Below are 12,586 nucleotides of genomic sequence, written 5' to 3' on the forward strand. Positions count from 1 at the left end.
ATTCAGGCCCACGTTATCGAAATCTGTCGCTCGCCGTTGAGCTTTCAACAATTCCCCTTCGTCAGAAACCCTTCCGGAGAAGCCAGCCGCCGGCCGACGCTGGGCGAAGTCGGCACGGTTTTCCGCCCGTTCATCAAAAACAGTTATGCGTACTTCCGACGTATTGCTGAGCGGCCTTGCGGGTGCGGGCCTGCTCACGGCTACTCACGAGACCTTGAAGCGCGGCGTACCCGCTGCACCGCGGATGGACCTGCTCGGGATGCAGGCCTTGCGTAAGCTGATCGCCGGCGCAAAAGGTCAGCAGCCTTCATCAGGTAAACTCTTTCTATATACGATGGCGGGCGACCTGCTGGCTAACGCTATCTATTACAGCATCGGCGGTATCAACAACCGCAATGTAGTCTTGCGCAGTGCGCTGCTTGGCTTTGCGGCCGGGCTCGGCGGTGTTTTCCTGCCCGGACCCATGGGGCTGGATGAAAAGCCGAGCAGTAGAACTACGGCCACAGCGCTGATGACCGTCGGTCTTTATACATTGGGTGGACTGGTGACGGGACTGGCATTGAAATGGCTGCAAAGAAAACGCGCGCCGAAACACATCCCCGGCTCGCTCATTCTGTAACCCAAAAACCAATCATATGTCAGGACGTGGCGACAACAACAAGCGCGGCAGCTCCGGTGCCGGCGCGTCCAACCAGAGCGGCCAGGCCGTTCCGCCCGAGGAAGGCAAAATGAATCATGGAAAGCAGACCGGCGGCCAGCCATCCACGCCGATGGGCCGCGGGCGTGAGCAGGACGCACAGCGGAATACCAGCATCAAGGACCATAAAGGGGAGCGCAGCTGACCGGTAAGAATTATTTGGAGGGAAAATGTTCCGTGGCTAGGTTTGGTGTTATAACATCGACTCACTACTAAAACCTTCAGTATGGCAATTACCTGGAAGCTGGATCCCACCCACAGCGAAGTGCAATTCAAAGTACGTCACCTCATGATCACCACGGTGACCGGCTATTTCAAAAAGTTCGACCTCGAAGTAGATACCGAAAATGATGACTTTACAACGGCCTCCCGGATTCAGTTCTCGGCGGATATCGACTCCATTGATACAAACAATCAGCAGCGCGACACGCACCTGAAGTCGGCCGATTTCTTCCATGCCGAAGAGCATGAGCAGCTCACGTTTGTTGGCCACAAGTACGAGAACAGCGGCGACGAAGCAAAACTGCACGGCGACCTCACCATCCGCGGCGTCACGAAGCCGGTAACGGTTGACGTGGAATATGGAGGCATCGTGGTGGATCCCTATGGACAGACGAAGGCGGGCTTTACGGTTTCGGGTAAGATCAGCCGCAAGGAATTCGGCCTTACCTGGAGTGCTGTTACCGAAGCAGGACAAGTGGTGGTCAGCGATGACATCAAGATCCACGCGGAGATCCAGCTGGTGAAACAAGCCTAAGAAATTTTAGATCGCAGATTCACCTGAATGATTATTAAGGGCCGCAGTGCCCTTTTTCTTTGCTATTTCTTTGAATCAGGCAGCCGTGACCGGATATCCGCCAGGATCTTCACCGCGTGCTCGCGGGAGTTTTCGATAAATAACCGGTGCGTGTTCATCCCGCCGCAAATGACGCCCGCAAGGTAGATGCCGGGCCGGTTTGATTCGTGCGTCTCCGCATTGAGCTGGGGCTGGCACACCGCATCGTCGCCGAGGCGGATACCGAGGTGACGCAGGAACGGAAGGTTCGGCTGGTACCCGGTCAGGGCGAGCACCAGGTCGTTTTCGATTGAAACGGGCCCGCCGGGGGTTTGTATTTCTACGGTCCGCTCCGTGATTTCCGTTACGTTGGAATCGAAGTAGGCCTTGATCGACCCTTCCTCGATGCGGTTGATGATGTCGGGACGAACCCAGTATTTCACCCGCTGCCCGATCTCCGTTCCGCGGATCACCATGGTCACCTGGGCGCCTTTGCGCCAGGTTTCCAGCGCCGCATCCACGGCTGAATTTTGGGCGCCTACGATGAGCACTTTCTGGAACGCGTAATAATGCGGGTCGTCGTAGTAGTGCTTCACCTTTATTAGGTCTTCGCCCGGGACGCCGAGGCTATAGGGGATATCGTAAAACCCGGTGGCGATCACCACGAAACGCGCCCGGTAAGCGCCTTTTGACGTCCGCACAATAAAGCCGTCCGCATCATCATCCACCGCGGTCACTTCTTCGAATAGACGGAGGTGCACCCGCCGGTCCTGAACCACCCGCCGGTAGTACTCCAGCGCTTCGGCGCGCTTGGGCTTTGGCTGGGTAGTCACGAAGGGGACGCCCCCGATCTCAAGCCGTTCGGAAGTAGAAAAAAAGGTCATATTGACCGGGTAGTGATAAATCGAATTGACCACGGTACCTTTTTCCAGTACCAGGTGATCGATTCCGAGCCGCTGCGCTTCCAGTGCACAGGCAATACCGATGGGACCGCCGCCGATGATAACGAGTGTATGCTGCTCCACCGTGGCAAATTAGGTTTTTGCCAGCTCGATGCGGTCGCCTTTCATCACCTGTATGGGCGATCCTTCCGCCAGGAAAACCGAACGCGGCTCTTCCCGCAATGCTTCAGCAAACCCGGCACCGTAAAGGCGGGCCACATCGCAATGAACGGCGTAGCGCTCCACGGCGTGTACCTGCCAACTGGGGTGGGCTACCTGGTAAGTGCCGGTGCACTGATCGCTTACCTGCGTGTAGCCCCAGTAATGTTCGGTAATGAACTCCTCTTCTGACCCGGGCAGCAAGGGTTGCGCCTCCGCCCGCGCATCGGCGCTCAGGTAGTTCCATTCGCCGTTGAGCAGCCATTCGTAGGAAACCCGCAGTACACCTTCCTCCTGTTTCCAGCTATGCCGCATCGGGTAGCGCACATAATTTTCTCCGTATAAGGTGTTGGCCACCCAGGCGATAGCGCGCCGCGGAACGATCTCCTTGAGAAATACCACACCGCGCTTCCAGGTGCCATTTTCCTTATAGCGCACATAGAAACGCAGGTTCACTTCTTCGAAGGTCCGATGGCCGGGAATGGGCACACCGAGTACCCGGGTTCCGGCAAACAAAAAGCCGACAAGGCTGGCGTAGTGCACACCGTTAAACGTATCGAGCTCGGTGCGGCAGGGTAAGTAAGGCTTCAGCAGGGCCGGATCTACGGCATAATTGGCCATCAGCAGGTTGCGCCATTCGGCGGAAAGAAATACGCGGGATGCCATGGGTTGAAATTGAAACCAAAGGTAGCCCCGGGCCACGCTAGCGCATCAGCAACACCGTGCCCTTCCGGGTCTGCACACCGTCGTGGCGAACAAGCCGGTATTGGGCCGCCCACACATACACCTGGCTGCCGTCCTTGCCGACCAACGTATCGCCGTTCCAGGATTGCATCGGGTTGTGCGTTTCGAAAATGAGCTGGCCCCAGCGGCCGTAGATGCGGAGTGTATAATCTGTTAGCGCGCCGCGGTTGCCGAGCGGACCGAAGCGATCGTTCCGCCCATCTCCGTTGGGTGTAAAAGCGGTTGGGAAGGAAACATCCGAACAATCGACGGTCACCTGCAAAGCAGCGCTGTTGCGGCATCCGTCGCCGTCCGTCACTTGCACACTGTAACGCCCCGTTTGGTATACGCGGTATGCAGGAGCGCTGCTGCCATCCTGCCATTGGAAGGTGGAAAATGGCCCGGGAGCAGGTTGAAGCAGCAGCGTTTCACCGGCGCAAAGCACCGTGTCGTGGCCGATAGTGACCAGTAGGTCGGTATCGTCGCCGATGCTGAAGCGGGAGGTATCGGCACAACCATAGGCGTCGGCAATGGCCACCGTATAGGCGCCGGGGCGGAGGCTGCTGCTGGTTCCCGAACCGGTCGGCCCCGCCGGCGACCAGTTGTAGTTATACGGTCCGGTACCCCCGGCAGGAATGATCGTGGCTTTTCCGTTCGGCCCGCTGCAGCGGGCGTCTTCTACCGACTCAGTGTGGGTGACCGGCGTCGGGTCGCTGAGGGAGTTGCTGGCACGTACCGCACATACGTTGGTGCCGCGGATGTCGACGGTATACAGCCCGGCGCCAAGACCGGTGGCCGTGGCGCCCTGCTGCGTGGGCGTGGTAGACCAGCTGTATGTGTAGGTGCCGGCCGGTGTGCTGAGCACTTGGATGCTGCCGTCCTGCCCGCCGGGGCAGCGCACCGGCTGAACCACCTGTGCCGTTACGTCGAGCACGCGGACCGTCTTCGTGATCGTCGAGGTCGCGCCGCCCGGAGCGGTCACCGTCAGCATTACCTGGAAGTCGCCGGCGCTGCTGAACGTGTGGTTGGGATTACTGCTGTTGGATGCGTTGGCCGCGCCGGTTGACGGATCGCCGAAATCCCAGGCGTAGCTGTTTCCGCAGCCAATGGTGACCGGTGTAAATTGCCCGGTGCGGCTGGCGGAGCAGGAAAAGGTATAATCGGCGCTGGCAGGTTGCAGTTCGCCAATCCAGACGTCGTCGATAGCAAAACCATCATAGTCGTTGCAACGGCTGCCCGCGGCAAAGCGAAAGCGGAAGCGCACATTGCTGCGCCCGGCCAGTTGCGGCATGGCATGACCGGCCGGCACCCAACGCCCGCTGCCACCACCCGCCCCACCGGAGCAGGGCGCCGTGGCCTGCACGTTGCCCGACCACCCGTCAGAACCGAGCGTCGTGATGGAGGTGGTGTTGAACCAATTGGAACCGGGGCAGGACTGGTAGTCGGCCTGCGAGCCGAGTGGGAGCCAGTTGCTGCCGCCATCGGTAGAATATTCAAAGGACGCCCCGTCGTACTTGCGTTCGGTTTCCCAAAAAAGCTGGAACTGAACGTAGGGGTGGGGGAGGCTGCTGAAGTCGAAGCAGGGACTCATCAGCCAGGAATTCTCGTTGTCGTTGTAAGCCGTGTATTGCAGCCCGCCGGTGACCCAGCATTTCTGCCCGTTGGCGGCGCCTACGATAACGGGCTTGTGCGGGATGCCCCAAACCCAGTCGCTGGCGTTGCCGCCCGTGACCCAGCCACCGTCGGTCAGTTCAAAATCGGCGGTATAAGGAAAGGTGCTGATGGCACCGGTGCATTGCGCGCCGGCCCGGAACCCGGTGAAAAGGGACGTGAGAATAAGGCAGAATGCAAGCAGGCAGCGGGAAGTCATGTAGTTGAACGCGAATCGCGAAGGTACAGCTAATGCGGCGTATCTTTGCGCCGCAAACAACGCTATATGAATCAAAAGGAAGTTTATATCGTTTCCGCCGTCCGTACGCCGATGGGCTCTTTTGGTGGCGCTCTTAAAGAGGTTCCGGCCCCGCGCCTGGGTGCTATCGCCATCAAAGCCGCTGTAGAGCGTGCCGGCATTTCCCCCGATATGGTCAATGAAGTGCTGATGGGTTGCGTGATCCAGGCCGGACTCGGCCAGGCGCCCGCCCGCCAGGCCGCCCGCTTCGCCGGCCTGCCCGACAACGTGGTCTGCACGACCGTCAACAAGGTCTGCGCCTCCGGTATGAAGGCCATCGCCCAGGGTGCCCAGAGCATCCTGCTCGGCGACAGCGACGTAGTGGTTGCCGGCGGCATGGAAAACATGAGCCAGGTGCCTTTCTACGTGGAAAGCCTGCGCTGGGGGAATAAGTACGGCAACACCGGACTCATCGACGGCCTCGCCAAGGATGGTCTCACCGATTGCTATAGCGGCACCGCTATGGGCAACGCCGCCGATTTCTGTGCTTCCGAAAACCAGATCTCCCGCGAAGAGCAGGACGCCTTCGCCATCGAAAGCTACCAGCGCAGTCAGAAGGCCTGGGAAGCCGGGCAGTTCAACGACGAGATCGTACCCGTAGAAATACCGTCCAAGAAGGGCGACCCTATAGTTGTCAGCAAGGACGAAGAGCCCTTCAACGTGAAGTTTGACAAGATCGCCGGCCTGCGTCCCGCCTTCAGCAAGGAAGGCACGGTGACGGCCGCCAACGCGAGCACGATGAACGACGGTGCCGCCGCCGTGGTGCTGATGAGCCGCGAAAAAGCCGAAGAGCTCGGCATCAAGCCCCTGGCCATTATCCGGGGCTACGCCGATGCGGAGCAGGAGCCGGTATGGTTTACCACCACGCCCAGCATCGCGGTACCGGTAGCGGTTAAGCGCGCCGGCCTCAGCATGAGCGACATCGATTTCGTGGAACTGAATGAAGCGTTCAGCGTCGTGGGCATCGTCAACACCCGCAAGATGAACCTCGACCCGGCAAAGGTGAACGCCTTCGGTGGTGCCGTTTCGCTTGGCCACCCGCTGGGCTGTTCCGGCGCACGGATCATCGTGACGCTGCTCAACGTGCTGAAGCAGAAGGGGGGACGCTATGGCGCTGCCGGTATCTGCAACGGCGGCGGCGGTGCGTCGGCGATGGTCATTGAAAAGGTTGGATAAGGTGAAGAAGGTTTATAACAGCAAAGAAAAGAAGTAAAAAAGGTGTTTTCGCCAGGAAATACGGATACGTCCCGCAGTTGCGGGACGTATCGCTTTATAACCACCTTAGCGTACCAGCTTCGCCTCCATTTCCCTTCGTGGTTCCGAAACCTGTTTGTCTTTCGCTCCCTTGTTCTTGTCGCCGTACTTCACCCGCAGGCCCATCATCACGATATTGACCAGGAGTGAGAACGAATTGGTGACGATGATCGGAAGGTCTTTCCGGAGCACGCCGTACACGATCCAGAGGGCGACGCCGCCCATCAGGGTCAGGAGCATCCCCTTGGACACCTCGGCGGCCTTTTTCTCCTTCAGGGTTTTGATTACTTGGGGCAGGAGCGAAGAAGCCGTTAATATACCGGCAACGATGCCGACGATTTGGGTAGTATCCATGCCGCTCTTTCTTGCAAAACCAATGCTAATTACTGTACATTTGCCACGCTTAATTTTGACAACGAATGAGAACAATCACCTTACGCGAAGCGATCCGTGAAGCCATGTCGGAAGAAATGCGCCGCGACGAGCGGGTATTCCTGATGGGCGAAGAGGTAGCTGAATACAACGGAGCCTATAAAGTGAGCCAGGGTATGCTGGCCGAATTCGGCGCCAAAAGGGTCATTGACACCCCGATCGCCGAACTGGGCTTCACCGCTGTGGCGGTGGGTGCCGCGCAGAACGGACTGCGTCCTGTCGTGGAGTTCATGACCTGGAACTTCGCCGTGCTGGCGCTTGACCAGATCCTGAATACGGCTTCGAAGATGCTTGCCATGAGCGGTGGTCAGATCACCTGCCCCATCGTGTTCCGCGGCCCCAACGGGTCGGCCGGGCAGCTGGGCGCACAGCACTCTACGGCCTTCGAATCGCTGTACGCCAACATCCCCGGCCTCAAGGTGGTGTCTACCTGCGATCCCTACGACGCCAAGGGCCTGATGAAGCAGGCCATCCGCTACGAGGAAGATCCCGTGATGTTCATGGAAGCCGAGCTGGCCTATGGCGACAAAGGTGAGGTTCCGGAAGAAGAATACTACATCCCCCTGGGCAAGGCCGTTGTCAAAAAGGCCGGCCGCGACGTCACGATCGTCTCCTTTAATAAGATGATGAAAGTGGCCATGGGTGCTGCCGCCGAGCTCGAGAAAGAAGGCATTTCCGCCGAAGTGATCGACCTTCGCTCCATCCGCCCGCTCGACTGGATGACCATCCTCGAGAGCGTTAAAAAGACCAACCGCCTCGTGATCGTGGAAGAGCAGTGGCCGTTCGCCTCGGTTTCTTCTGAAATCACTTACCGCATCCAGAAGGAAGGCTTCGATTACCTCGACGCGCCGATCCGCCGCATCACTGCCGCCGACGCCCCGCTGCACTACGCGCCGAACCTCGTTGCAGCCGCGCTTCCCGACGTTTCGCGCACGGTGAAACTTGTCAAAGAAGTCCTGTATTTAAAGAAATAAACAGCTGAGGAGGCTCTTCCTCAGATTGGGTAAAACCGGCTAAAAGTTGCGCACCACTGCGCAACTTTTTCATTTTCATATAGTTGATCTTCAAAAATTTCTGACCAAAAGTTTTGTTTTTCCAATTTTCTGCGCATCTTTGTCTCGGTTTTTCATAGGATATTGGATTTTACACGAGGCTGGATTTCTATCCGGCCTTTTCTTTTGCCCACCGGCTCGGAATGGCGCGAAAAGCCCTTCGTCAAGACACGCGCATGATCGCATTGTGAGGGCCCTGACACCTTCTTATTTTCGCCTTTGTTCCGTTCAAAGCACGGCAATAGATTTGCAGCGCATATCTCATTTAATAAGCGCTTGTTCTTTTTCTAAAAGTCCCGGAACCCATATTAACCGAATCCATGAGCAGTACCATTCTATTGATCGACGACGAAAAGGCTATCCGCAAAACGCTAGGCGAGATTCTCAGTTTTGAAGGCTATACCATTGACGAGGCATCCGATGGCGAAGAAGGGCTGCGCTGCTTCCAGAAAAAGACCTACGACGTAGTCCTGTGCGATATCAAGATGCCCAAGATCGACGGGCTCGAGTTCCTGCAGAAAGCCACCGAGCACAATCCCGATGTGCCCATCATCATGATCTCCGGGCATGGCACCATCGAAACAGCCGTGGAGGCTGTCAAGCGCGGCGCCTACGACTTCATTCAAAAGCCGCCAGACCTCAACCGCCTCCTGGTGACCATCCGCAATGCGAAAGAGCGCTACAGCCTTGTTGGCGAAAACAAGAACCTGCGCCGCCGCGTGCAAAAGGTGCAGGAGATGGTCGGTGAGTCGGCACCCATCAAAAAGATTAAGGATACGATCGAGAAAGTTGCGCCTACCGAGGCGCGTATACTGATCACCGGAGAAAACGGATCAGGTAAGGAACTGGTGGCCCGCTGGGTGCACCAGAAGAGCGCCCGCGCCGAAGGGCCGATGGTGGAAGTAAACTGCGCCGCTATTCCTTCCGAGCTGATCGAGAGCGAACTGTTCGGACACGAGAAAGGTTCGTTCACCTCGGCCATCAAGCAACGCATCGGGAAGTTCGAGCAGGCCAACGGCGGCACGCTGTTCCTCGACGAGATCGGCGATATGAGCCTCAGCGCGCAGGCGAAAGTGCTCCGGGCCCTGCAGGAAGGCAAGATCACCCGTGTAGGCGCGGACAAGGACATATCCGTAGACGTACGGGTGGTGGCCGCTACCAACAAAGACCTGCTTCGCGAAGTGGAGGAAAAGCGTTTCCGCCTCGACCTCTACCACCGCCTGGGCGTCATCCTCATCCACGTGCCGTCTCTCAATGAACGCCGCGACGACGTGCCGCTGCTGGTCAACTACTTCCTTAAAGACATCTGCGCCGACTACGGCATTCCGAAAAAAAGCATCAGCGAAGAAGCCCTTGGCCTGTTGCGCCAGCACAACTGGACCGGCAACATCCGCGAGCTGCGCAACGTGGTGGAAAGACTGGTGATCCTTTCGGGCAAGGCCATCACGCCCGAAGACGTCAACAGCTACGTGTTGCCGCACTAAGGTCCGTTGCGTACAAAGGAGCGGATCGCCTCATCGGTTTTCAGCAACTTCAGGTTGCGGTGAGCCCGTTGTGCAGGTTGCACGGCGCTACCAGAAGCAATAATTAGTTTGTCGGGGTAAGTGGTACAAAGCTTCTCCAGGTAGTCGTCGGCCAGCTCACCGGTAAGGTTGGTGATCAGGTGCAGGTAAAAGATGCCGGCCTTGTCGCGGATCGCCTCCGGCAGGTGAAGCGCCTCGATGTTGGCACCGAGGTAAAACACGGACCAGCCGTAACTGCGCAGCAGGTAATTGAGAAAAAGCAGGGGCAGTTCGTGGTATTCACCGCGGGGCGTGAAGAGCAGGATCGGCGGGTGTTCGGGCTGCCGGCGGGGGAGGGCCTCGGTCTCCGCAATGATCTTGTGCTGGATCAGGTTGGCGGAGAAATGTTCCTGCGCCGGGATCACGTTATTGGTGAGCCAAAGGTGTCCAACCCGTTGCAGGAAAGGGAAGGCCACCTGGAGCACGGCTGCTTCCATTCCTTTTTGGGATACGATCGAATCGAGGCGGGCGCGGAAACTTTGTTCGTCGAAATCAGCCGCCGCGCTGATGAGTGTGAGGATATCCTGCTCATTGGTCACTGGCGACGCTGCCCCGGCGCGCACCGCCTCTTCCATACCGCTGCGGGTGAGGGCGGCGATCCGCGAAACCTTCCAGCCGCCGTGGTACAGGAAGGCAACCTGCAGGAGTAACCGTAAATCTTCGCCGTCGTAAAATCGGTGTTTGCTCTCCTTCCGTTTGGCCTGGAAGAAGCCGTAACGTTGCTCCCAGATGCGCAGGGTGTGCGCCCTGATGTGGCACAGGTTCTCTATATCTCGTATGGTGAAGCGTTCCATGGTGGTCGTAGCGGCCCCCTTTTTAGCAAAACTTTCCGTAATATCGGGCCCGCAACCTATATAAAATAATAATTTTGACCGCCTAAAGAAAAACGGATGTCTTTATCCCAGTTCCTGATCGTGTACGGCATTTCCTTATTGATTTTCCTGCTTCCCGCGCTAGGCCTCCAGCGGCTCTTTCCCAGGGCTGGCCAGCCCGGCTGGAAAGGGCTGGTGCCGCTTTACAACACCTGGGTGATGCTCGACATCGCCAAACGCCCGAAGCACTGGTTCTTTTGGCAGCTGATCCCCGTGGTCGGCTGGTTCATCACCATCGGCATTTATATCGAATTCATCAAGGTATACGGAAAGTGGAGCCTCGGCTCCCACGCGGCAACCGCCCTCACTGCCGGCGGGTACATTTCCTACCTCGGCTACGACGACACGGCCCGTTATATCGGTCCCGAGCGCGTGAAGATGTACAAGAAGCCGGGCTGGCGCGAATGGATCGACGCCGCCGTCTTCGCCATCGTTGCCGCCACGCTCATTCGCATCTTTGTTTTTGAAGCCTACACGATTCCCTCCGGATCGATGGAAAAAACACTGCTGGTGAACGACTTCCTGTTCGTCAGCAAATTCAGCTACGGCCCGCGCCTGCCCAACACACCGCTGTCGATTCCGTTCGTACACAACTACATCCCCGGCACCCGCGCCCGCTCCTACAGCACACTGATCGAGCTGCCCTATGTGCGCTGGTTTGCAGCGCCGGTGAAGCGCGGCGACGTGGTGGTGTTCAACTTCCCGGCCGGCGATACGGTGATCAACCACCCCGATTACCAATCGCTGCGTCCCTATTACGATGTGAAGCGGGCCGCCGCCCTTGGCGACGTGGAGTCGCAGCGCGTACTGAGCAACCCCGAAGAATACCCGATCGTGGTGCACCCCATCGACAAAAGCGACAATTATATCAAACGCTGTGTGGGTGTAGCGGGTGAAACGCTCGAAGTACGCGGCGGCCAGGTGTTCATCAACGGCGTCGCCTCCGAGCCCCCCCCGCGCTCGGAGATCCGCTACCGCGTTGAAACCAACGGCCAGCCGCTCGATGCCGAGATCATGCAGACCACTTATGGTGTTGACCTGAACGATCCGAACGAGGTGGATCCGAAGGGTCAGAACCAATTCGATATGCTGCTTACCAACGAAGGCCTGACGCGGATGAAAGCCGACGGCGTGATCAAAAACGTACGCCCGATCCTTGAAGAGCCCGTCAACGTGCCGGCCAATTTCTGGGGTAATGTGCTGTTTCCTTACGACACCCTGCACAAGTGGACCGTCGACTATTTCGGACCGGTTTGGATTCCGAAGAAGGGCGCTTCCCTGCAGCTCACCCCGCAGAACTACAGCCTGTACGAGCGTGCCATCCGCAACTACGAGCACAATGATTTTTACATGCAGAACGGCCGCTTCTTCCTCAACGGGAAGGAAACGACCACCTACACCTTTAAGATGGATTACTACTGGATGATGGGTGACAACCGCCACGGATCGCAGGATAGCCGCTTCTGGGGCTTTGTGCCCGAAGACCGGGTGGTAGGCAAGGCCTGGATGATCTGGTTCTCCTACGACTCCGGACCGCGGTGGAACCGGATCTTCAAGATCGTAAAGTAATTACCCGATAAATACCTATCTTTAACTGCCCTCCGCGAACCGGGGGGCATTTTTGTCTCCGTACGCGAACAAGAATGCGTTTCAGAAAACAACGACAAAAAGCATGAAAGAAACAAAATTTGAATTCAACTACAAGGTATACGACAGCATCGAGGAGCTACCCGAGCAGGAGCAGTGGCTGCTGAACGAAGCCCGCGAAGTAACGGCCAATGCCTATGCTCCCTATTCGCACTTCCAGGTTGGCGCCGTGGCGCGCCTGGCCAATGGCGAGATCATCACCGGCTCCAACCAGGAGAACGCCTCGTTCCCGGTGGGGCTTTGCGCAGAGCGCGTGCTGCTGGCCTCGGCTTCGTCCGTATTTCCCCGGGTGCCGGTGGATGTGATCGCCATCAGCTACAAAGGCGAAGGCCACGCGAGCGACCACCCGATCTCTCCCTGCGGTATCTGCCGCCAGTCGCTGCAGGAGTTCGAGTCGCGCCTCGGCCATCCCATCAAGCTGATTCTCGGTGGCATGACCGGCGTGGTTTACGTGATCGACAATGCGAAAGCCCTGTTGCCCCTTGCGTTCACCAGCGAGGAGCTGCGCTAGGACGCCTGTAATT

Annotated in this window: 13 protein-coding genes; 8 read left to right on the plus strand and 5 right to left on the minus strand. The window is 57.9% G+C overall.

All coding sequences use genetic code 11. The features are described 5' to 3' along the window. The first annotated feature begins 145 nt into the window (after positions 1–145). From E0486_RS04310 to E0486_RS04320, 3 genes are all read left to right on the plus strand, one after another. Positions 146–619, plus strand: coding sequence for a hypothetical protein (locus E0486_RS04310; protein ID WP_207906198.1), 474 nt, complete (start codon positions 146–148; stop codon positions 617–619). 16 nt (positions 620–635) lie between these two features. Next, positions 636–842, plus strand: coding sequence for a hypothetical protein (locus tag E0486_RS04315; protein WP_131850910.1), 207 nt, complete (start codon positions 636–638; stop codon positions 840–842). Positions 843–923: 81 nt separating this feature from the next. Beyond that, complete coding sequence (locus E0486_RS04320; protein WP_131850911.1) at positions 924–1,454, plus strand: YceI family protein; 531 nt, start codon at positions 924–926, stop codon at positions 1,452–1,454. 62 nt (positions 1,455–1,516) lie between these two features. Here E0486_RS04320 and E0486_RS04325 read toward each other — a convergent pair whose 3' ends face one another. The 3 genes from E0486_RS04325 to E0486_RS04335 are packed head-to-tail and all read right to left on the minus strand — an operon-like array spanning position 1,517 to position 5,165. Beyond that, complete coding sequence (locus E0486_RS04325; protein ID WP_131850912.1) at positions 1,517–2,497, minus strand: YpdA family putative bacillithiol disulfide reductase; 981 nt, start codon at positions 2,495–2,497, stop codon at positions 1,517–1,519. Between the two features lie 9 nt (positions 2,498–2,506). Then, positions 2,507–3,238 (minus strand): YqjF family protein, encoded by a 732-nt coding sequence (locus E0486_RS04330; protein WP_131850913.1) that lies wholly within the window; start codon positions 3,236–3,238, stop codon positions 2,507–2,509. A gap of 37 nt (positions 3,239–3,275) precedes the next feature. Beyond that, positions 3,276–5,165 carry a PKD domain-containing protein gene (locus tag E0486_RS04335; RefSeq protein ID WP_131850914.1) on the minus strand — a complete coding sequence of 630 codons (1,890 nt, stop codon included), beginning with the start codon at positions 5,163–5,165 and terminating at the stop codon, positions 3,276–3,278. Between the two features lie 66 nt (positions 5,166–5,231). Between E0486_RS04335 and E0486_RS04340 the strand changes: the two genes are divergently transcribed. Beyond that, a complete protein-coding gene (locus E0486_RS04340) occupies positions 5,232–6,419 on the plus strand; it encodes an acetyl-CoA C-acyltransferase (RefSeq protein WP_131850915.1) in 1,188 nt (395 codons plus the stop codon). A gap of 105 nt (positions 6,420–6,524) precedes the next feature. Here E0486_RS04340 and E0486_RS04345 read toward each other — a convergent pair whose 3' ends face one another. Continuing rightward, positions 6,525–6,851 carry a SemiSWEET family sugar transporter gene (locus E0486_RS04345; protein ID WP_131850916.1) on the minus strand — a complete coding sequence of 109 codons (327 nt, stop codon included), beginning with the start codon at positions 6,849–6,851 and terminating at the stop codon, positions 6,525–6,527. Positions 6,852–6,916: 65 nt separating this feature from the next. Between E0486_RS04345 and E0486_RS04350 the strand changes: the two genes are divergently transcribed. Beyond that, entirely contained in the window at positions 6,917–7,903 is a 987-nt protein-coding gene (locus E0486_RS04350; RefSeq protein WP_131850917.1) for a pyruvate dehydrogenase complex E1 component subunit beta, read from the plus strand. A 398-nt stretch (positions 7,904–8,301) separates the two neighbouring features. Beyond that, complete coding sequence (locus E0486_RS04355) at positions 8,302–9,465, plus strand: sigma-54-dependent transcriptional regulator (RefSeq protein WP_131850918.1); 1,164 nt, start codon at positions 8,302–8,304, stop codon at positions 9,463–9,465. Here the strand turns inward: E0486_RS04355 and E0486_RS04360 are convergent. Then, complete coding sequence (locus E0486_RS04360) at positions 9,462–10,337, minus strand: MerR family transcriptional regulator (RefSeq protein ID WP_131850919.1); 876 nt, start codon at positions 10,335–10,337, stop codon at positions 9,462–9,464. The two genes, E0486_RS04355 and E0486_RS04360, sit on opposite strands and share 4 nt — an antisense overlap. 96 nt (positions 10,338–10,433) lie before the next feature. On the opposite strand from E0486_RS04360, the gene lepB reads away from it, so the two are divergent. Next, the gene (gene lepB / locus E0486_RS04365) at positions 10,434–11,984 is read left to right on the plus strand and encodes a signal peptidase I (RefSeq protein ID WP_131850920.1); all 1,551 of its coding nucleotides are present in this window, start codon (positions 10,434–10,436) and stop codon (positions 11,982–11,984) included. Between the two features lie 103 nt (positions 11,985–12,087). Then, the gene (locus E0486_RS04370; protein WP_131850921.1) at positions 12,088–12,573 is read left to right on the plus strand and encodes a cytidine deaminase; all 486 of its coding nucleotides are present in this window, start codon (positions 12,088–12,090) and stop codon (positions 12,571–12,573) included. Positions 12,574–12,586 lie beyond the last annotated feature (13 nt).

This window comes from Flaviaesturariibacter aridisoli, assembly GCF_004343705.1.
Taxonomy (GTDB): Bacteria; Bacteroidota; Bacteroidia; order Chitinophagales; family Chitinophagaceae; genus Flavisolibacter; species Flavisolibacter aridisoli.

What these genes read in the sequence shown, in the direction of transcription:
- E0486_RS04310 (WP_207906198.1), top strand. Translation starts at nt 146, where the DNA reads ATGCGTACTTCCGACGTATTGCTGAGCGGCCTTGCGGGTGCGGGCCTG.
- E0486_RS04315 (WP_131850910.1), top strand. Translation starts at nt 636, where the DNA reads ATGTCAGGACGTGGCGACAACAACAAGCGCGGCAGCTCCGGTGCCGGC.
- E0486_RS04320 (WP_131850911.1), top strand. Translation starts at nt 924, where the DNA reads ATGGCAATTACCTGGAAGCTGGATCCCACCCACAGCGAAGTGCAATTC.
- E0486_RS04330 (WP_131850913.1), bottom strand. Translation starts at nt 3,238, where the DNA reads ATGGCATCCCGCGTATTTCTTTCCGCCGAATGGCGCAACCTGCTGATG.
- E0486_RS04335 (WP_131850914.1), bottom strand. Translation starts at nt 5,165, where the DNA reads ATGACTTCCCGCTGCCTGCTTGCATTCTGCCTTATTCTCACGTCCCTT.
- E0486_RS04340 (WP_131850915.1), top strand. Translation starts at nt 5,232, where the DNA reads ATGAATCAAAAGGAAGTTTATATCGTTTCCGCCGTCCGTACGCCGATG.
- E0486_RS04345 (WP_131850916.1), bottom strand. Translation starts at nt 6,851, where the DNA reads ATGGATACTACCCAAATCGTCGGCATCGTTGCCGGTATATTAACGGCT.
- E0486_RS04350 (WP_131850917.1), top strand. Translation starts at nt 6,917, where the DNA reads ATGAGAACAATCACCTTACGCGAAGCGATCCGTGAAGCCATGTCGGAA.
- E0486_RS04355 (WP_131850918.1), top strand. Translation starts at nt 8,302, where the DNA reads ATGAGCAGTACCATTCTATTGATCGACGACGAAAAGGCTATCCGCAAA.
- E0486_RS04360 (WP_131850919.1), bottom strand. Translation starts at nt 10,337, where the DNA reads ATGGAACGCTTCACCATACGAGATATAGAGAACCTGTGCCACATCAGG.
- lepB (WP_131850920.1), top strand. Translation starts at nt 10,434, where the DNA reads ATGTCTTTATCCCAGTTCCTGATCGTGTACGGCATTTCCTTATTGATT.
- E0486_RS04370 (WP_131850921.1), top strand. Translation starts at nt 12,088, where the DNA reads ATGAAAGAAACAAAATTTGAATTCAACTACAAGGTATACGACAGCATC.